16 protein-coding genes are annotated in these 21,766 nt (G+C 41.6%); 13 read left to right on the forward strand and 3 right to left on the reverse strand.

Annotated elements, in window-relative coordinates:
* Window positions 1–66: 66 nt before the first annotated feature.
* From AC1DO4_RS19700 to AC1DO4_RS19750, 11 genes are all read left to right on the forward strand, one after another.
* Complete coding sequence (locus AC1DO4_RS19700; RefSeq protein WP_477404608.1) at window positions 67–840, forward strand: ABC transporter ATP-binding protein; 774 nt, start codon at window positions 67–69, stop codon at window positions 838–840.
* Between the two features lie 176 nt (window positions 841–1,016).
* The gene (locus AC1DO4_RS19705; protein WP_477418918.1) at window positions 1,017–2,579 is read left to right on the forward strand and encodes a hypothetical protein; all 1,563 of its coding nucleotides are present in this window, start codon (window positions 1,017–1,019) and stop codon (window positions 2,577–2,579) included.
* 355 nt (window positions 2,580–2,934) lie between these two features.
* Window positions 2,935–3,498: an RNA polymerase sigma-70 factor gene (locus AC1DO4_RS19710; protein WP_477404604.1), complete on the forward strand. Its 564-nt coding sequence runs from the start codon at window positions 2,935–2,937 to the stop codon at window positions 3,496–3,498.
* A gap of 117 nt (window positions 3,499–3,615) precedes the next feature.
* Window positions 3,616–4,815: a FecR family protein gene (locus AC1DO4_RS19715; RefSeq protein ID WP_477418920.1), complete on the forward strand. Its 1,200-nt coding sequence runs from the start codon at window positions 3,616–3,618 to the stop codon at window positions 4,813–4,815.
* A 220-nt stretch (window positions 4,816–5,035) separates the two neighbouring features.
* Window positions 5,036–8,509, forward strand: a complete 3,474-nt coding sequence (locus tag AC1DO4_RS19720; RefSeq protein WP_477418922.1) for a TonB-dependent receptor — start codon at window positions 5,036–5,038, stop codon at window positions 8,507–8,509.
* Between the two features lie 29 nt (window positions 8,510–8,538).
* Entirely contained in the window at window positions 8,539–10,512 is a 1,974-nt protein-coding gene (locus tag AC1DO4_RS19725; RefSeq protein WP_477418924.1) for a RagB/SusD family nutrient uptake outer membrane protein, read from the forward strand.
* A gap of 166 nt (window positions 10,513–10,678) precedes the next feature.
* The gene (locus tag AC1DO4_RS19730) at window positions 10,679–12,100 is read left to right on the forward strand and encodes a glycoside hydrolase family 88/105 protein (RefSeq protein ID WP_477418926.1); all 1,422 of its coding nucleotides are present in this window, start codon (window positions 10,679–10,681) and stop codon (window positions 12,098–12,100) included.
* 199 nt (window positions 12,101–12,299) lie between these two features.
* Window positions 12,300–13,724 (forward strand): inorganic phosphate transporter, encoded by a 1,425-nt coding sequence (locus AC1DO4_RS19735; RefSeq protein ID WP_477418929.1) that lies wholly within the window; start codon window positions 12,300–12,302, stop codon window positions 13,722–13,724.
* 20 nt (window positions 13,725–13,744) lie between these two features.
* The gene (locus AC1DO4_RS19740) at window positions 13,745–14,566 is read left to right on the forward strand and encodes a universal stress protein (RefSeq protein ID WP_477418931.1); all 822 of its coding nucleotides are present in this window, start codon (window positions 13,745–13,747) and stop codon (window positions 14,564–14,566) included.
* Window positions 14,567–14,916: 350 nt separating this feature from the next.
* Window positions 14,917–16,248, forward strand: a complete 1,332-nt coding sequence (gene lat / locus AC1DO4_RS19745) for an L-lysine 6-transaminase (RefSeq protein WP_477418933.1) — start codon at window positions 14,917–14,919, stop codon at window positions 16,246–16,248.
* Window positions 16,249–16,446: 198 nt separating this feature from the next.
* On the forward strand, window positions 16,447–16,884 hold the full coding sequence (locus AC1DO4_RS19750) for a hypothetical protein (RefSeq protein WP_477418935.1): 438 nt from the start codon (window positions 16,447–16,449) through the stop codon (window positions 16,882–16,884).
* Window positions 16,885–16,963: 79 nt separating this feature from the next.
* Here the strand turns inward: AC1DO4_RS19750 and bshB1 are convergent, their stop codons facing one another.
* The 3 genes from bshB1 to AC1DO4_RS19765 are packed head-to-tail and all read right to left on the reverse strand — an operon-like array spanning window position 16,964 to window position 18,818.
* Window positions 16,964–17,686 carry a bacillithiol biosynthesis deacetylase BshB1 gene (bshB1, locus tag AC1DO4_RS19755; protein WP_477418937.1) on the reverse strand — a complete coding sequence of 241 codons (723 nt, stop codon included), beginning with the start codon at window positions 17,684–17,686 and terminating at the stop codon, window positions 16,964–16,966.
* Window positions 17,687–17,700: 14 nt separating this feature from the next.
* On the reverse strand, window positions 17,701–18,201 hold the full coding sequence (locus AC1DO4_RS19760) for a glutathione peroxidase (protein ID WP_477418939.1): 501 nt from the start codon (window positions 18,199–18,201) through the stop codon (window positions 17,701–17,703).
* A 2-nt stretch (window positions 18,202–18,203) separates the two neighbouring features.
* Entirely contained in the window at window positions 18,204–18,818 is a 615-nt protein-coding gene (locus AC1DO4_RS19765) for a DUF4294 domain-containing protein (protein ID WP_477418941.1), read from the reverse strand.
* A gap of 111 nt (window positions 18,819–18,929) precedes the next feature.
* On the opposite strand from AC1DO4_RS19765, the gene AC1DO4_RS19770 reads away from it, so the two are divergent.
* Window positions 18,930–21,152, forward strand: a complete 2,223-nt coding sequence (locus AC1DO4_RS19770) for a RelA/SpoT family protein (RefSeq protein ID WP_477418943.1) — start codon at window positions 18,930–18,932, stop codon at window positions 21,150–21,152.
* A gap of 112 nt (window positions 21,153–21,264) precedes the next feature.
* Complete coding sequence (locus AC1DO4_RS19775) at window positions 21,265–21,732, forward strand: Fur family transcriptional regulator (protein WP_477418945.1); 468 nt, start codon at window positions 21,265–21,267, stop codon at window positions 21,730–21,732.
* Window positions 21,733–21,766 lie beyond the last annotated feature (34 nt).

Raw genomic sequence — 21,766 nt, forward strand, 5'->3', positions numbered from 1 at the left:
TGGAACTGTTTTGCCCTGGTCTTAACTAAATTTTATATCTTAACGGCATCAAACCAGGAAATCGCTATGCGTGAAGATCCACTTATCCAAATACAAAACCTAACCAAGTCTTACGGCTCAAAACAAGTGCTCAAAGGCCTGTCTCTTGATATTTATCCCGGGCAGGTAATCGGCTATATCGGACCAAACGGGGCCGGTAAATCCACAACCGTTAAGATATTAACCGGGCTGATCCCTGATTTTGAAGGACAGGTAACTGTCGATGGCATCAGCATGGCCGAGAATCCGCTGGCGATTAAGCGCATGATAGGCTACGTTCCGGAAAATGCCGAGATCTATGATGTACTCACGCCAATGGAATACCTCGATTTTGTGGGCAAACTGTATGGTATGGAAGAAGCAATGTTGCATGACCGGGCAGTAAAACTATTAGCCGCTTTCGGGCTTGGTGCAAACGGCGACGACCGGATGGACACTTTCTCAAAGGGCATGAAACAAAAGGTGTTGCTAATTTCGGGGATAATCCATAATCCGAAAATCATTATCCTGGATGAGCCGCTATCTGGGCTGGATGCCAACGCAGTGATTATGATCAAAGAACTAATCATGCGCTTATCGCAGGAAGGAAAAACCATATTTTATTGTTCGCATATGATGGACGTAGTGGAAAAGGTTTCGGACAGGATCTTGCTTATCAATAAAGGAGAGATCATTGCAGACGGCACGTTCGAATCGCTGAAACAAAATCACAGTGATACGTTGGAACGGATCTTTTCAAAACTGACCGGCAGGGAGGATTCCACAACCGAAACAGATGCCATTATTAACGCTTTCGAATAAACATCTAACCTGCTCCAATGAATAATCTGCCGCTCCAGCTCTTTTCCACGGATAAATTATTTTTACGGTTCGTGTCTTTATTTTACCCTGTGCTTGCCCGTACGGGCGTAGACATCCTTCAGCTTGACGAAATTCTGCGCGTAAAGCTTTTGATGGATAACCGCCGCCCCAAGACAATGTTTGCCGTAAAAAAGAATGCGAAGAACAATGGGCAACAATCGCCCTGGATGATCAGCTTTTTCCAGGTGTTGATGGGCTTTTTTATCGGGCTGTTACTTACCCTGAACCAAATGCCATATGTGGGCCAAACCTATTACTTCCTTGTATTTATGGTGCTCATGGCCTTAACGCTCATTTCGGATTTCACTACGGTGCTGGTAGATACCCGCGACCAGTTTATCCTGCTTCCCCGGCCGGTTAACGACCGCACCATCGCGGTATCGCGTATCCTCCACATCAGCATCTATGTATTACGGCTGGCCATGCTGCAGGGCTTGCCGGCATTGGTGATCGTCGGCTTCCTTGATGGGTTACCGGCAGTGCCCGTCTTTTTTTTCCAACTGCTGGAAGCTACTTTCCTGAGCATCTTTTTGGTAAACATCGTTTACCTGCTGCTCATGCGCTCTGTTAGCCCGCAAAAGTTCAAAGATGTGATCAGTTATTTCCAGATCGGCTTTTCGGTCGTGATCTTCGCGGCTTATTACCTCCTGCCCCGTCTCATTAATGTGTCTGTTTTAGGGAATATCAATTTACTGACCCATTGGTGGGCTTATCTGCTCCCGCCCGTCTGGATCGCCGCGATGAACGAGGCGCTGCTACATACTGCCAGGGCAAATTATGTAACTGATTTACTGGCTGTAACTGGTTTTACGATACCGCTAGTAGGTTTATGGCTGGTAGCAAAAGTGCTGGCACCCGGGTTTAACAGACGTTTGGCAATGATCGCCACCTCCGACGGAAGCACCAATGTGTCTGCCAGCGTCAAAAAGAGAGGCAACTTTGGATTGATCGAAAAAATCTCCGGCATCATTGCTCCCGATCCGGTGGAAAACGCGGGTTTCAGGATCACCTGGAAACTTGCTGCCCGGACAAGAGAATTCAAAATGAAGGTGTACCCGGCGTTTGCTTACGTACCAATCTATTTCCTGTATTTTGCCCTGAACGGAAAAGGAGATAACCTGAATGATCGTTGGGAAAAGCTGCAGGCAGGGCATACCTATGTGTTTCTGATCTACCTGTGTACATTCATCCTTTCTTCCATGCTGATGCACATCTCCATGTCAGAAAAATATAAGTCTGCCTGGGTCTACTATGCGCTGCCGGTGGATAAACCGGGCAAGATCCTTTCAGGCATGTATAAGGCAATCGTTACGCTATACTTTTTCCCTTATTGCCTGGTACTGAGCGCCGGTATTGTAGCGATATGGGGGCCGCAGGCTATCAATGATCTCATCCTCGCATTCCTTGTCAGCCTTATTTACGGTTTACTCATGGCACTGTTCATGGTTAAAGGCCTGCCCTTTTCCAATCCGATAGTTGTTAAGCAGAGTGGTGGCAAAATGGTAACGTCGCTGCTGATTCTCGGTTTTATCGGTGCCATCGGCTTCGGCCATTATATGCTCATGCAATGGGAAACGGCTGTTTGGGTAGCCATCATTCCGGCTTTGTTGGTGAACTGGGTAATGTTTCGCAGTTATAAAAGACGGACCTGGGAAGATGTGGAAATTGCCGACCTATAAAAACTTCAAAAACGACTTCTTCCTCCCAATGAAGCAACTCCACTTTTAAATACCGCGTAGCGGTCTGTAAAAGCGATACAATAGGCGCTATTTTAGGCTGCATCAGTGCCACTCCACCCTTGCCGTGTTCGCAAGAGGTTTATTCGTTGGCTAATCGTCATAGCCTCGGGGTTTATGTTTTTTTTGGAACCCGGCGAAGCAGAAAACTGTACTATATTCAGTACAGGACACAGCAGGATACCCGGCGGGAAATTTATATCGATATTAGTTAAACCAATTATTGCCGTAAGCCGCTAATTTAAAATTCAGCTTAATAAATAAGGTCTTACTATGCCTAACTATAACCTGATCTATAATGGAAAATAATGTTTTAGATAATCAAAGTAAAACTTACCGTGAGACTGATTTAAAAAATTTATTTGATGGTTATTATAGCCGACTGGTATATTTTTCGTACCAAATAGTTAACAATAAACCGCAGGCCGAGGATATTACACAGGATGCTTTTGTGAAATTTTGGGACAACTGTGATCATATTTCTGATAACCCGGTGGCGATAAAAAACTTCCTTTATAGTACAGTAAAAAATGCCAGTTTAAATATTATCAGGCATAATAAAGTAGCCGAACAGCATATGAACAGTCTGCATGGCATTCCCGTTGAAGAAACCATATTTCATACCATTATCAGAACTGAAGTACTGGCAGAGATACACCAGGCAATTGCATTGCTGCCCGGCAGTTGCCAGCAAATATTCCGGATGAGTTACCTGGATGATATGAAAAACAATCAAATAGCTGATGTATTGGGTATATCAGTTAATACGGTTAAAACACAAAAGCAAAGGGCTCTTAAAGTATTAAGAGGCAATTTAAGTCCGGAACTTTTTGTTGTATTAATAGCCATTAGCTGCTTTTAATTTTTCGATTTTACTCAAAAAACTTTTTTTCATCTTGCTGTCACCCCGTTGTTATATTCAGGTGTCCTTACTGAATATTACCAGTTATGTGCCCCAGGCACAGCCTAAATATTATTTATGGACAACAATTACGAAGCTTATCAGTATGCTGTTCTTATTGCAAAGCACTTGAAGGGCGGTCTATCTGCAATTGAAGAAATTGAGCTGAATGCCTGGATAAACGCGAAGCCCGAAAATGCTTTGCTGATGGAAAAGTTACAAAATGAGGAAATGATAAAATCCGACCTGGATTTCCTCACATCCATAAAAACCAGGGATGCATGGCAAAATATCGCTATGCGGACTCAAAATGTATCATTTACTGAAAAGGTTTATATTTTCATGCGAAAGTGGAAATACGCGGCGGCTATCCTTTTAACGCTTTCTGTAACAGCTATACTTTATAAAAATTCGCATCCCGCTTTAAAACTACAGGCTGCAATCTCAAAAAACATCGCATATAAAAATGATGTACCTCCCGGGACTGACAAAGCAAAACTTACTTTAGCCGATGGTTCTGTAGTAACAATAAATGGCCATACGGCAGGCATGGTTAAAAGCTATGCCGGATTAAGAATCAGTGTCAATAGCGGTATTGTTAGTTATCATATAACAAGTAGCAACAGCGGCTTTTTCAAAAACCAACACCATATTATTACTATTCCTACAGGGTGCAAATACAAAATATCACTGCCCGATGGCAGTTTGGTTTGGCTCAACTCTGCCTCATCTTTAAAATTTCCTATAGTGTTCAACAAGTTTGAGCGTAAGGTTTATTTAACCGGCGAGGCTTATTTTGAAGTTGCCAAAAATAAATTAAAGCCTTTTAAAGTGTTTGCAAACAACACAGTGGTACAGGTACTGGGTACACATTTTAATGTACATGCCTACAACGATGAAGAAGCTGTAAAAACCACTTTACTTGAAGGCTCAGTTAAAATATATCAGGATGGTCATAGTAAAACGATACTGCCCGGACAACAAGCCTATATCAAACGAAATTCTTCAAAAATTAAAATTCAGCCCATTGATGTTAATGAGTCTGTTGCCTGGAAAAATGACCTTTTCATTTTTGACAAAGAAGATATGGAAAGCGTAATGAAGAAAATTGCCAGATGGTATGATGTTGAAGTTGAATACAAAGATGAAATACCTCAAACACATATTTCGGGAAGCATTTCACGCAGGAATAACCTATCACAAATATTAAATATGCTTGAACTGACAGGAGGAGTTCATTTCCGTATTGATGGCCGGAAAATTACTGTAACCAGGTAATGGCATCCCCAAAATTAAAGAGAAAAAACAAATAAAAAAGCTTTGATCAAAAACCGGGAAGCGTTGGCGCGCCCCCGGCAGATACAGGATCAATAGCTGGCCGTATGCAATTACTAACCAATCGATTATTCAACCTATACAATGCAAAAGTATGAATTTTAATTTTTACTATGAATGTTTTTGCCGGATAYGCAAGCCGGTATTTAAAACACTCCTGATTATGAAATTAACCACTGTTATTTTACTGGTATGTAGTATGCACGTAAGCGCAATTTCGTATTCGCAAACTGTTACGCTGTCAGAAAAAAATGTTTCATTACAGAAGATATTCCAGCAAATTAACAGGCAGGTTAATTATAAATTTTTATATGCCGATGAGCTGCTTCAAAAAACAAAAAAGATTTCCATTAACGTGAAAGATGTTCCGTTGGAAACAGTACTGAAGGAGTGTTTTGCGGGCCAGCCGTTTACTTACCAGGTTTTTGATAAAACCATTATTTTAAAGCCTAAGACAGATGTTATGGATAATGCACCGCCGTTGCCTCCTGTGGTTATAACCGGTAAAGTTACTGATGAAACCGGCCAGCCATTACCGGGTGTAAGTGTCAAACTAAAAGGAACAAACGCTGCTACCGTTACTGATGGCAATGGTTCATATAGCCTGCACGCTCCAGATGGTAATGTTCAGGGCAGTGTTCTGATATTTAGTTTTATAGGCTTCAAAACAGAGGAAGTTACCGTAGGCGCCGGCCTTGTTGTGAATGTTAAATTAATACCCGAATCAAAATCATTAAGCGAAGTGGTGGTAATTGGCTATGGTACACAAAAAAGGGGCGATGTATCAAGCGCTATAGCATCGGTTAATGTGGAAAAAATGGATAAAGTCCCGGCAGCTAACCTGAGCACTGCTTTACAGGGACAAGCACCGGGCCTGGTTGTACGGCCAAGTTCATATCGCCCTGGTGCAGGTTCTGCTATCCGCATCAGGGGCAACCGCTCATTAAATGCTACTAACGACCCCTTATTTGTGGTAGATGGCGTTCCTGTATCTTACAGCATTGATGATATTAATCCCCTGGATATCGAATCGGTCGACATATTGAAAGATGCTTCGGCTACAGCAATTTATGGCTCAAGAGGCGCCAACGGGGTTATACAGATTACTACAAAAAAGGGAAAAGCAGGTAAGGTAACGGTTAACTACAGTGGCAGCACATCATTTGATAATATATTAAGAAAGTTAAACGTATTTAATGGGCCCGATTATGCGCAGTTTAAAAGGGATGCTTATGTAGGGGGCAAATCATATAATCCGGGATTAAGTACCACAAGCAGCAGCCAGCGGTATTTTCCGGATCCGGCATCAGATTATAAACTTTTTGGTGCAGATCCTAACGTATTAGGTAAGGTTTTGGCCGGATATACCTTTACCAAGTATGATCCCGCAAATGGCGTATTTGACGTAGCTACACGGCCCACAACAGATGCCGAAAAGGCCTTGCTTTCAAGTTTGGGTTATCCCATACTGGATAACGTAGCTATTTATGATGCTTCCAAAGTATCTACTTATGACTGGCAGAAAAAGGCATTAAGAATAGGTTCAACACAAAACCACAACTTTTCCATATCAGGTGGTTCAGAAAAATTCAGCAATGCTTTTTCATTGGGATATTTAAAACAGAAGGGGATTATACCCGGGCAGGATTATACAAGGTATAGTATATCAAATAGTGCAAGTTTCAGGCCGGTAAGCTATTTTTCTGCAGGTAGTAATATCACTTACGCCAATGCTATACAAAATACAGGTTCTGATATATATAGTGCGGCCTCGGGGCAATTACCTTTGGCCGAACCTTATGACAGCAACGGCAATTTTGTGCTGTTTCCGGGTAATGATAGTAACATTATTAATCCCCTTAACGATGTTACAAATATCATTAATGAAAATCGCATAAGCCATTTTTTGGCCAACGTATACGTACAAGCGAATATTTTTAAAGGATTAACATTGAAAAGCACTTTTGGTGCAGATGTAACGAGTGTAAGAAACGGTACATTCAATGGTTCCATTTCCTCGTCGAGGGCTGGCGGCGCTGCAAACGCCTCTTTTAACACAAGCTCAAACCTAACCTGGACACTGCAAAACCAATTGTCATACAGTACTACTGTTGCAAAAAAACATGACATCAGTATAACCGCGGTACAGGAATTGGTGAAAGACCGAAGAGACTCCACCAATGCTTCGGCCGCCGGCCTTAACTATGAATCGCAAAAATGGTACTCCTTACAAAACAATGCCACCGGGGTGGTAACCTATAAAGGAGGCTATTCGCAATATCAGTTAGCATCATTTTTAGGAAGGATAATTTATGCATATAACGGTAAGTACATTTTAACTTTAGCAGAAAGGTATGACGGATCTTCTGTACTATCTGAACAGCATAAGGGTAAAGCTTTCCCGTCAGGTTCTGTAGCCTGGCGTATCGACCAGGAAAATTTCATGAGAGCAGTGAGCTTTGTTGATCAGCTAAAGTTACGTGGTGGCATAGGTTCGGTAGGTAACTCAGGTATCAGGCCATATTTAACCAATGGTACTTTAAATTTATCCTACTATAATTTTGGTGTCAGCCCGGCCCAGGGTTACGCACCCAATGGTTTACCGCTCCCCGATTTAACCTGGGAAAAAACAGTAACCAAAAATATAGGCCTGGATTACGGTTTATTTAAAGGTCGAATTTCGGGTTCAATTGATGTTTATGAATCTAATTCAAATGAAATTCAACCGCAGAAATTACCTGACGCATCGGGTTATAGCAACATAACTGTTAATCTGGGCAAGGTAAGAAACCGTGGTATTGAGGTGGCCCTTTCTACTGTCAATATTAACCATGGTGGATTTAAATGGACAACCGACTTTGTATTCTCTAAAAATAAAGAGGCTATTACATCGCTGGATGGTTCAGGTAATAATAACATTTCGAGCCAGTGGTTCTTAGGTGCCCCCATCAGGTCATATTACGATTATAAAAGGCAGGGCATATTCCAGAACAGCGATGCGCAGCCAGGTGGTATTTTATATGACTATTACTGGAAAAAAGCCGGAAACAAGGCCAATACCGCATTGCAACCCGGCAGGATTCGCGTACAGGATATGAATGGTGATACTACTATTACCGAAGCCGATAAAATGCTGCTGGGTTCGCCAAACCCGCAGTGGACCGGTAGTATTAATAATACAATTAGTTATAAAGGTTTTGAATTATCGGCCTTTGTGTATATCAGCCATGGCGGATTGGTGCGCGATCCACGCCCTTCGCTTGTTGGTCGCTATCAATCAATACAGTTAAATTACTGGACACCAACCAACCCATCTAATGATTATCCTCAGCCTAACCTCACCAGTGATATACCGCTTTACTGGCAGGCCAATGGTTTCAGAGATGGATCATTCGTACGGGTACGGAGTATCTTACTTTCGTACCAGCTGCCGGCTTCTATACTTAATAAAATAAAGATGCGGAGTTTATCATTCTCAGTTAATGCGGTTAATCCCTTCTTATTTAGTAAATACAAAACCTACGATCCTGAAACAATGCCATATTCAAGCTCATATCCATCAAGCAGTACCAATAACCCCGGTCCTACTTCATACAGTTATAGAAGTTTAGTATTTGGGATAAAAGCGGGCTTGTAAACAATTGGTTATAATTAAAAGATAATAAAATGAAAAAATATATCATTCCGGTTATTGTACTCGTGATGAGTTTTGGCATCACATCGTGTAAGAAGTACCTTAAAGAAGATTTGGTAAGTACCCTTACGCAGGAGTATTATAATACCGACCAGGGTTTGCAGGACCTGGTACGGTCAGCTTACACTCCTCTTCGTAACAAATTTGAAGGTGAGCAGGCTTATGCTTTATATAATTTTGGCACTGATGAGTTTATAGAAGGCGATCAGTTTAACTATGAATACTATAACAGTTATGCTGCAAGCCTTAACCCTGCCGAAGGTTTATTAAATGGTTTATGGGTAAATAATTACCAGGGTATCGGGCGTTGTAACCTGGGGATCCAGCAGCTACCGCTTTTCAAAAGCACAACATCAAAAACATTGAGTACGCCGGCACAGGTTACCCAGCGCATGGCCGAGTTAAGGTTTCTGAGAGGGTATTATTATTTTCAGCTGGTACAGCAGTTTGCTGGCGTGCCCTTGGTATTGCAGCCAACTACAGGTAAGCAAACTGATTTTACGCGTGTATCTGCAGCCGATGTATATAAACAAATTATTAATGACCTTCGCTATGCGACAGATAATCTTACTCCAACCACAACAGATCAGGGCAGGGCTACCCAGGGTGCAGCGCAGCATTTCCTGGCCAAGGTGTATTTAACCCGCGGCAGCGCGGTTACCGATGCCCGGGGTCAAAAGCCAACGGATATGGATAGCGCGGCCTATTACGCAACCCAGGTAATTACCAGTCCCTACTACGCTCTTGAGAACGATTACATGAATATCTGGAACGGTGTTTATCCTGCAGGCTATCCCAAAGTAGTTACACCGGCTGTAGGACAAAATGGGTCTGCACCCTCCGGCGATATCAGCAGGTTCCAGACAGCACAGGCCAGTAAAGAGATCATTTTTGCGGCTCAGTTCATCAAAGACCTTACATTGAATGGCGGCAGCGGTAACCGTACACATGAGTATTACATTTGCCAGTATGATGTTGGCATCCCCGGTATGGCCCGGAATGCCGATAATTTTAACGGCAGGCCTTTTCGCCGTTTAGGCCCTTCAGATTATACTATAGATCTGTTTGACCGTAAAAACGATTCCCGTTTTTATAAAAGCTTCCGTACAGTGTTTTACTCTAACACAAATGCGGGGACACCTAAATTTACAGCTGCTGATGCACCTAACCCATCATTGGCGGGGGCTTACAAATTTGGTATTGGCGATACTGCCGCGTTATTTATTGTAAATACCAAAAGCAATCCATTAACTACAGCACAATTGGCTAAATACAGGTATACCGTTTATGCCCGGTATTATACTACTACGCCTGGCGGGGCTATACAACAGGGCTTTAACAACAACAAGTACCTTACTTTGGTGAAAATGCTTGATCCGGTACGGGTAACGAGTGATTATAATGAAGAAAGAGGGATACGTAACGGCATAGTTGCCCGCTTAGCCGAAACTTACCTTATTGCTGCCGAAGCCTATGGGCGAAAGGGTGACTATACCACCGCGCTAAATTATATTAATAAGATACGGCAAAGAGCTGCCTACCATTCCGGTGAATTCAGAAATCCGCAAACTTATATGTTTGACGGCGGCACACCCGGCGACGTATCCGATACGTATCCGCAATTGATGGCTACTACCGATTTATTTACAACTAACGCGGCAAGTGAAAATTATCCGCCTACCGCTGTTGGTGCACCTGATCGCTTTATCCATTTTATGCTAAATGAGCGTACCCGTGAACTATGTGGTGAGTTTTACAGGTGGGAGGATCTGGCACGTACGGAAACATTATATGACAGAACAAAACTATTTAACAAGGATGCTACAAGTATTGCGCCCAGGGATAAGTTAAGGCCTATACCTCAGATACAGATTGATGCCACAACCGTAAATGGCCAGCCCATGTCGCCCAGCCAAAAAAGTGGCTACCAAAACCCGGGGTGGTAAACACTAACCACCTAAAAACACCTCAGACAGGAACATGCCGTTTGAGGTGTTGTGGTTTTCTTACTATCACACCAAAAAAACTTTTTGAATTTTGACTTTTGAATTTTGACTTAATGTTGCCTTGAAAAACATCTGATACCATAACTTTACAACCGATATATCAACCATGCCATTAATTACCGATTTAATGCTCCGATCTGACGCTATGCCAGGCAGTCGCAGGCCTTTGCGGCTTGCTTTAAATTGCTGTATTGTTACGCTGTTATTACAAACTATCCCACATGCATCCTACAGCCAAAATATTTCTTCAAAACACAATGATGCAACTACACCACTACATTTGCTTAAACCGGCTTATATAACCCCTTATGGGGAAACTAAACAAGCCGATGTTAAAGCTGTGCTGGATAAGGTATACTATTATTTGAATGAAGTTACACCTTATCAGCTAATTGACAAATCAAGCAGGCAGGCAATCAATAATTTCGACAACGTAAACTCCAATAGTGTTTTTGCAGCCGGCGATTTCAGACTAATAAGCTACGAATGGGGTGTAACCTATACGGGTATGCTGGAGGCAGGAGCTGCAACCGGGGATAAAAAATTTACAGATTATACGCTAAACCGGATAAGTTATATTGGTAACGCAGTTGCCGGCTTTAAAAATTACCTCAAAACCTCGCCACAGGCAACAACACCTGTAAAGTCTGTAATTACCCCCGAGGCACTCGACGATGCGGGGTCAATGGCTGCGGCCATGATCAAAGCCGTAAGGACAGGGGCCGTAAAGCCGGATCTGCGACCGATAATTGATAACTATATCAGTTATATCCTGACAAAGCAATTTCGTCTCGCCGATGGTACGCTGGCACGTAACCGCCCTCACCCAAATACCTTATGGCTCGATGATATGTATATGAGCCTTCCGGCACTTGTACAAATGGGCGCGCTTACCGGCGACGGCAAGTATTTTGATGAAGCAGTAAAGCAATACCAATTGTTCAGCAAACGAATGTTTAATCCCGAACGCGGATTGTATATGCACGGTTGGGTTCAGGATATGGATCCACATCCGCAGTTTCATTGGGCCAGGGCAAATGGCTGGGCTATTTTAACAAGTATTGAATTGCTTGACGCACTACCGCAGGATCATCCGGGAAAGGCAGGGTTGATAGCAATGTTAAACAAACATGCTGCCGGCCTTGCGCAACGCCAGGATGCAACCGGTTTCTGGCACCAGTTGCTTGACCGCAATGATTCGTACCTCGAAACTTCGGCAACAGCAATTTACGCCTATTGCTTTGCAAGAGCTATTAACAAGGGATGGCTGGATGCCAAAGCTTATGGACCGGCGGCGCTCCTTGCCTGGAATGCGGTAAGTACAAAGGTAAATGATAAGGGCCAGGTAGAAGGTACCTGCGTGGGTACAGGTATGGGTTTCGATCCTGCTTTTTATTACTACCGGCCGGTAAATAACTATGCCGCACATGGTTACGGTCCTGTTTTACTTGCAGGGGCAGAAATTTATCGCATGCTGCAAAACCACCCGTTTGTAATTAATGACAGTTCAGTACAGGTACCAAAATAATATGGCCGGTTTAACCTAACTGGCTATTGAACAATATGGTAAAATGAGCTTCCATATAGGGAGATTTTACTATTAGTTTACTTGTTTAAACAATAAGGTAATGATATATTAACCTGAATTTTGCATTAAGGCAACTTAAGAAGCGGTTATTTGAATAAAAGGCGACAAGTATAAATCCTTTTTTCTGAAACGCTGTTCTATGCATTATTCACTCATCGCAGTTATCCTTCCTTTACTTGGCCAGGTTGATTTAAGCGGTTACATTTTAATCGTTTTTTTTCTGTGTATAATAGCAGTAATAGGCTTTGAATTTGTAAACGGATTTCACGACACAGCCAACGCGGTAGCCACGGTGATCTACACCAAAGCCCTGAAACCTGTTTACGCCATACCCTGGTCGGGAACGTGGAATTTTTTAGGTGTAATGCTTGGCGGCGTAACAGTTGCTATGGGCATTTTAAAATTGGTACCATTGGATACACTAATGACACTACCCGTCAGTGTAGGGGCCTGCCTGGTGCTATCAGTACTATTGGCATCCATCATTTGGAACCTGGGCACGTGGTACCTTGGTATTCCCTGCTCCAGTTCACATACCATGATCGGCGCAATGATCGGTGGCGGCCTCGCTTTCACCTGGTACCACAACGGCCCGGGTGTTAACTGGGATAAGGCTGGTGAAATCGGATCGTCGTTGATATTATCACCCATCATCGGTTTTGGTGCTGCCGCGTTGTTGATGCTTTTTCTGAAGCATGTCACCAAATCGCATGCTTTGTTTCATATACCTTCGGGAGAAAATGACCGCCCTCCTATCCACATCAGGCTGATGTTAATAACGACCTGCACGCTCGTTAGCTTTTTTCACGGCAGTAATGACGGGCAGAAGGGCGTGGGCCTGTTTATGCTGATCCTGATTGCTTTTATGCCCGCAAGGTTTGCCGTAAACCACAGCATTCCGAACGCTAAGGTATTAACGGCACTCAACCAAACGGAACAGGTAATTACCAAAACAGTTTCTGCCGATCCCGTTCAAAAAGTCCGCCTGATAAAACTTAACGAAGCTATAAACCAAACCAGGGCTTTACTGGCTACAAAAAGTGAAAAAGATGTAGCAAAAACCTATAGCTATCGGAAACAGGTAGAAAGCGTAATTAAAGATATCAGGGCAGTTATCAAAGATGAAAACATTAAATTTTCTCAAAAAGATAGAGATATACTTACAGGCGCTTCTACAGAGATAGAACACGTTACAGACTTTGCCCCGATCTGGGTTATTGCCACGATCTCGTTATCACTTGGACTTGGCACTATGATCGGTTGGAAAAGGATTGTTGTCACTATAGGTGAAAAAATTGGCAATGAACATCTGAATTATGCGCAGGGGGCCACCTCTGAAATTGTTGCAGCTTCTACTATCGGGCTGAGCACTGCTTTTGGCCTGCCAGTCAGTACAACCCACGTGTTGTCGAGCGGTATTGCAGGTGCAATGGTTGCCTCAGGCGGTAAAGGCAACCTCAATAACAATACTTTAAAAAACATTGCACTGGCCTGGGTATTGACACTGCCTGTGTCTGTTACCTTAGCCGCGTTATTGTTTATGTTATTCCATTTGTTCATATAGTTTTTGTAAATTATTAAAAAATGAAACAGATCCTGGTTGCCACCGATTTTTCTCCCAGCGCGGCTAACGCGATGGAATATGCTATGGGGCTGGCTGCGCTGGTCGGGTTAGAAGTATGTGCCATCCACGCTATTCATCCTACCGAAGGTATTAATAACAACATCTATAATGCTATTTATATTGAAGACTATTACTACAACAAAAGAGCGGCATTAAAAGAATGGGCTGATGCTTATGTTAAAAAAGACGCTTTTAAGGACGTTAAGGTTACCTCCCTTTGCGATGTCGGGTTTTTAAAAACCGTTATCACCAAATTTATCGACAAGCACCAGGTAGAATTACTGGTTATGGGAATCACCGGCGCTACGGGTCTGAGTGGCATTGTAGGCAGCAATGCCAGTATGGTGGTTACCAGAGTGAAGATTCCGACACTGATCATTCCATTGGACAGTAAATTTCCAGGCATTCCGGCAATCACCCTGGCTACAGACTACGAGACCAAACTATCATCAACAGATGTAGCAGCACTTAATGAAATAGTCAAAGCATTCGGACTGGCAGCAATGGAAGTTTTATACGTAGAAGAAAAATCGGATATCAAACACATTCAAACCGGGGAAGCGAGACTCAAAGAACTCATTCCGCAAACCGTACTTAATTTCAATTACCTGAAAGATAGCAGCCCGCTCAGCGGAATCATAGATTTTATCGAAAAGAACGAGGTGGATATTTTATGCCTGGTAAAACACCATCATAACATCATTTATCGCCTGTTTAACCGCAGTACAGTTAACCAGATCATGAACCGTTCTGTAAAAGCTATCCTTGTATTGCACGAATAATGAATTACAAAACGCCAGTTTTTCGGTGATTATTTCACTATGTATAAATCTCTGTCGAAACATTAGTATTGCCAACATAAATAGCTGCTTCCACCCTGGTTAAAAAAGAGAAATGAACTTCAACTTTGTTGCTATCAAATAATTTCTCTTCATACATAATGGGTGATACAAAAGAAACTTTTTCGACATAACTCTAAAGATTCCATCTTAAAATTTGGTGTACCAGTTTAGGCTTTGGTACAAAAAGTAACTTTAAACAATTTAAAGTTACTTTTTTGCCAATCGGTTCAAAAACCGCCTAAATTTTGTTTTTTGGGGCTTTTTAGTAAATTTGTATAAATCAAAAATATATGTACAACTTACTTATTTCACCACAAAACGTTCAGGCTTCTTTACGGAAACATGTACTTGCCGATGGCTTCGATCTCACTTTTGACATGGAAAAAAGTAAGGGTGTTTATATTTATGATTCGAAGAACGACCGCACCCTGCTCGATTTTTTTACCTGCTTTGCTTCGGTACCTTTAGGATATAATCACCCAAAAATGCTGAACGATGAGGAATTTAAAAAAAACCTGATGCTGGCAGCTTTAACTAACCCCTCAAACTCGGATATTTATACTACACAATACGCACAATTCCTTGAAACTTTTTCGCGGGTGGGTATTCCCGATTATTTGCCACATGCCTTTTTTATAGCCGGTGGTTCATTAGCTATTGAAAACGCGCTTAAAACCGCCATGGACTGGAAGGTTCAAAAAAACTTTGCCAAAGGCTATACCAAAGAGCGGGGTTTTAAAGTGATCCACTTTGAGCATGCTTTTCACGGCCGTTCGGGTTATACACTAAGTTTAACCAATACCGTTCCCAATAAAACTAAGTGGTTTGCCAAGTTCGACTGGCCCCGCGTATCTATACCCTACATGAATTTTCCTTATAGTGATAGTAACCATGAGGACCTGCTACAACGGGAGCAACTTTCTGTAGCGCAGATCAGGAAAGCTTTTGAAGATAACAAGGATGATGTTTGTGCCATTATAATAGAGCCTGTACAATCCGAAGGCGGTGATAACCACGTACGTAAAGAGTTTTTAGAGAAGCTAAGAGAACTTGCCGATGAATATGAAGCTATGCTGATTTACGATGAAGTACAAACGGGTGTAGGTCTTACAGGTAAATTCTGGTGCCATGAACATTTTGGCGAAAAAGCAAGACCAGATATTTTAGCCTTTGGGAAAAAAATGCAGGTTTGCGGCATACTTTGCAGTAACCGGGTTGATGAGATAGAGAACAATGTTTTTCACATTTCGTCACGTATTAACTCCACCTGGGGTGGCAGTTTGGTTGATATGGTTCGTTCATCAAAGATCATGGAGATAATAGAAGAAGATAACCTTTGTGACAATGCGGCCCAAATGGGCGATTACCTGCAAAACCAATTAAGCGATATTGCATATAGACTTCCGGTTATAAGCAATGTGCGGGGAAAAGGCTTACTTACAGCCTTTGATTTCCCTGACCAAAGCAAGCGTGATAGCTTTATTAATAAGGGGTTAGCTAATAATATTATGTATTTAGGCTGTGGCGAAAAGAGCATCCGTTTCAGGCCCGCCCTTATTATTGAAAAAAATCATATAGATACTGGATTAGAAATGCTGGAGAAAATATCTAAAACACTATAAATAGCTGTAATACTACCCTGTCTATCAGCAATCCACAGAAAAAAAACTTAATATTTAATATATGTTTTAATGACATCAATAGCCTTAACAGGGCTTAATTAATAATATAGCCTATTTTTTTACCAAAATAGGCTATATTTTTAATTATTATTCCCCTTAGATTTGTACTATCCTCATTCGTATTAAATCTAATTCATCATGAGCAAACATATCGAGAAATTAAAAAAACAACTTGTTGAGGTAGCAGAAGTTGTTAACTCATTTCAATCAGAAGCTGTACAGGTAAGAATTATCGACAGGCTACTGGATGTTATGATTGAGTCGGAAAAAGCAGATGCCGACGGGTCTGAGATTTTTAGCAAAAAAGGCCGTAAAATACGCTCAGACGATGAAAACCCTACAATGCCTGGTCGTAAAAAGCCGGGAGCAACTAAAATATTGAACCAATTGTTAAGTACAGATTTCTTTGATATCCAGCGTTCAATATCATCAATAGCCAATTATTGCAAAGATCAGTTTGACTCCGATTTTAAAACTTCTGAATTGTCAGGTATCCTTTTAAAGCTTGCGAATGAAAATAAACTAAGACGAGAAAGAAGTAATGAAAATAATCGCTTTGAATATATTAAGGCTTAAATATTTAAACTGATATTATAAAATAAGTCGCTATCCTATTAAAGGATAGCGACTTATTTATTTATAGTTAAATAATATATTATTTTAAAGCAAATAAATTATCTATTCCTAAAATTTTTCTACTTGTATAGCCTTCTGCATATTTAACGCCTATGCTTTTACCAAATTCGCTGGCTCGCGCGGCTACTCCATTAATAAATTCGGGAGATGATATATAGGTTTGAGGCTCGTCGCTCCATTCGGGATTAAAAAATTGCGAACCATAAGCACGTATGCTTTCTATCTTTTTGTCCCAATACTCGGTAACATCTATCAAAATATCAGGCCTGATATAATTATCCTGTATAAAATGCAGCACCAAATCAGGTCGCCATGGCTGCTGGGGTTCACCATTTTTATCAAACGTTTCTATTTTACGCAAACCAGATAAAAACGCAGAATGCTCCACCAATTCATTGGCCCGGCCATGATCGGGATGTCTGTCATGATAAGCATTGGTTATTATAATTCGGGGCTGATAATTACGGATAGCGGAGATAACTTTCAACTGGTACTCTTTTGTATTTTCAAAAAAACCATCAGGAATACCTAAATTATCTCTTACCGAAAGGCCTAATATGCTTGCCGCTGCCGCTGCCTCCTGCTCACGAATATCTGCAGAGCCACGGGTCCCTAATTCGCCACGTGTAAGGTCAACTATGCCTGCTTTATGCCCCATAGCTATATGCTTTAAAATAGTGCCCGAGCATCCAAGTTCGGCATCATCAGGATGTACCGATAAAACTAAAATATCTAATTTCATTATTGTATGTATGTTTAGTGAGCAGCCGATAAAAGACGCTCTATTCTCTTCCGAATCTTTGAAGATGTTGGCTTGGTAAAAGGGTAATAAAAATCAGTAACATGACCGTCCCTATTGATCAAAAACTTATGAAAATTCCATCTTGGAATCGATTTAAGGTTGCCGTTCTGTTTTTTATCAGCAAAAAACTGGTATAAGGGATGAGCAAATGGCCCACGCACCCGTATTTTATCAAATACGGGGTAATTTACTCCGGAATTTTCGCAAAAAGTGGTAATGGCAGCGCCTTCCAAAGGCTCCTGCCCGCCAAAATCATTTGAAGGAAATGCAAGTATTTCAAAATCAGTATCACCAAAAATTTCCTTTAATGATACAAGATCTTTAAGTTGTGGGGTAAAGCCGCATTGAGAAGCGGTGTTAACTATTAAAAGTACTTTATTTTTGTAAGCCGATAGACTGATGTCATCACCGTTTAACTTTTGAACGTTAAACTTGTAGACGCTTGTGTTATCCATTATTAGAAGTTAGTGGAATTATATCCGGCCTGGGTAAGAATGGCCTCGATATCTTTCTGCTCATCTGGGTCATAAGTTTCTTTAAGGTTATGACCAAATATGCTGGCTACGGATTGAAACATAAATGCTTTAAAACCACCCTTAAGCTCTTTAACCATAGTATAACTGGTTGTGCCGGTTTCCCGGTCAATCAACTTAATCAAAACTTCGCCCTGACTAATTGTCAGATTTTTAATTTCCTTATTAAACAATGTTTTTATTTCTGTTTCGCACGTACCAATCAGCTCCTTCTGCTTCTTTTTATCTCCGGTAAGTGCAAGATCGCGCTGCAGTTTTGCGTACCGCTGGCCCGCAAAACGTGCATAGGGTAACACCTTCATAACATTATACCTTAAGCGGCGGTAATTGTCTCTATCGGCATCACTGGCAAATATGCGGGTATCAACAATTCGTACAGGAGGGCATACTACCCATGGAACCAATTCTCCGTCAATACTTGTAACGGCAACCCGAATGGTATCATTTTTGCCCAGAATCATGGGTGCAGGTTTATCTGTTTGGGCTTTTACTTCGCCCATAATGCAACAAAACATCAACAGAAAACCAATTAATTTCATATTTTTACTTAATACAAAATTAAAGCAAATTTTTGTGGTATTTTAATATAATCTGTAATAATAATTTTTTAGTTACAGGTTGATCCATTTTTTTACCACTAATATTCATATATGAAAGAGATAGTGATTGATCTGGAAGCTGAAAAAAATGAGATCCTGAAAAGATATCGGGCTTTGTTGCGTGCCTGTAAATCAACCCTGCAAAAGGGCGATAAGCGAATGATTCGCAAGGCATTTGACATGGCCCTTGAAAGCCACAAGGATATGCGCCGCAAAAGCGGCGAACCCTATATATACCACCCTATTGCTGTTGCCCAGATAGCTGCCGAGGAAATTGGCCTGGGCACAACTTCAATTGTGTGCGCCCTGCTGCATGATGTGGTTGAAGATACCAACATGACGCTGGACGAGATTGAGATGGAGTTTGGTAAAAAGGTAGCCAAAATTATTGATGGCTTAACCAAAATATCGGGCGTATTTGATACCAACAGTTCTTTACAGGCCGAAAACTTCCGCAAAATGCTGCTTACCCTGGCAGATGATGTTAGGGTGATACTGATAAAACTAGCCGATAGGTTGCATAATATGCGTACCATGGAGTTTATGCCACGTGATAAGCAGCTTAAACTATCATCAGAGACGGTTTATTTGTACGCTCCACTTGCGCACAGACTGGGCTTATACACCATAAAATCTGAACTGGAAGACCTGTCTATGAAATACATGGAGCGGGAAACTTACCAGTTTATTAAAAAGAAGCTGAATGAAAAAAAGGCCGAGCGTGAAAGATTTATCCGCGATTTTATTGAACCGGTAAACAAAGTGCTTGAGGGCCAGGGATTACATGCAGATGTTTTTGGTCGCCCAAAATCTATCCACTCCATTTGGAATAAGATGAAGAAAAAGTCTATCCCTTTTGAAGAGGTATATGATCTTTTCGCTATCAGGATAATTTTGGATAGTGCTCCCGACCAGGAAAAAGCAGATTGCTGGAAGGCTTATAGCATAGTTACCGACCAATACCGACCAAATCCCGACAGGTTGCGGGATTGGATCTCATCACCCAAAGCAAACGGTTACGAATCATTACATACTACGGTTATGGGGCCCCGCGGTCAGTGGGTTGAAGTACAGATCCGTACCAAACGAATGAACGAAATTGCTGAAAAAGGATTTGCCGCGCACTGGAAATACAAGGAATCATCAACCGACAGCGGCCTTGATCAGTGGGTGCAAAAGGTTAGGGATATGCTTAAAAATCCTGACTCTAATGCACTCGACTTCCTGGATGATTTTAAAATGAATTTGTTCAGCGATGAGATCTTCATTTTTACGCCGAAAGGCGCACTTATCCAGTTACCACTGAACGCTACCGCGCTGGATTTTGCCTTCGAGATCCACACCGATGTTGGCGCCAGCTGTATTGGTGCCAAGGTAAACCATAAACTGGTACCATTAAGCTACAAATTACAGAATGGCGACCAGGTAGAGATCATTACATCCGGCAAGCAAACGCCCAAGGAAGACTGGCTTAACTTTGTGGTTACCGCAAAGGCTAAGGCCAAAATAAAGTCGGCCCTAAAAGAAGAGAAACGGAAAATTGCTGAGGATGGCAAGGAGATATTGGAGCGTAAAATGAAATCGCTCAAGATCACTTACAATTCTGAAAATATACATAAACTGAGCTATTTTTTCAAGCTACAATCAACCCAGGACCTGTTTTATAACATTGCTAAGGGTGTTATTGATATGAAGGACCTGAAAGAATACCAGGCATTTGAAAAAATTGTTGAAAATAAGCCACAGGATAAAATAGAACAGGAACAGGTTCAAAGCCTTATCCGCAACCTTAAATCGAAAGACAGCGATATGCTGCTGATTGGTGAGGATATGCAGAAAATTGACTATAAGCTGGCCAATTGCTGTAACCCTATCCCCGGCGATGACGTGTTTGGCTTTGTTACCGTAAGCGATGGCATCAAAATTCACCGTACCAATTGCCCCAATGCTGCCAAACTGATGGCAAATTACGGCTATCGTATAGTAAAAGCACGGTGGACTAATCAACAGGAACTGGCATTTTTAACCGGACTCAGGATAACCGGTATTGACGAAGTTGGTCTCATTAACAAGCTGACCACGGTTATTTCAACTGATTTTAAGGTAAATATCCGCTCTATTACTGTTGATAGTGATAATGGAATTTTTGAAGGATCGATCATGGTATACGTTAATGATACCGATCACCTTGAAAACCTGATCAAGAAAATAAAACAGGTAAAAGGCGTTACAGGCGTAAACCGGTTTGACTCGGCTATTGAAAAAGTGTCGTGAGGAAGAGAATCAAGAGTCAAGAAAAAACACAGTGAAGCTAAAATCCTGATTCTTGACTCTTGTCTCTTGATTCTATTTTTTATTAATAACTTTGCCTGCTTAACAGACTATTATGCCCCAACCGGATACTATAGCATTGGTTAAAAAAATTTTTGAGGCCTACCTTGAAAATAAAAACCTGCGCAAAACGCCAGAGCGTTTTGCTATACTCGAAGAAATTTACTCTCGCTCAGATCACTTTGATGTGGAATCATTATACATCCACATGAAAAATAAAAAATACCGCGTTAGTCGTGCCACTGTTTACAACACGCTTGAGCTGCTGGTATCATGCGACCTGGTTACCAAGCACCAGTTTGGTAAAAACATGGCGCAGTTCGAAAAATCATACGGCTATAAGCAGCATGACCACATCATTTGCATTGACTGTGGCAAGGTAGTTGAGTTTTGCGATCCACGCATACAACAGATCCAGAGCATGATGGGCGATTTGTTAAAATTCGAGATCAAACACCACTCTTTAAATCTTTATGGTAACTGCGAGAAATTAAGAGCAGGTTTTTGTGACAGAAAAATATAACTTTGCCACCTTTCTTATTTAAGTATTGAATTTA

The sequence above is a fragment of the Mucilaginibacter sp. P5_A6 genome (genome assembly GCF_056400585.1).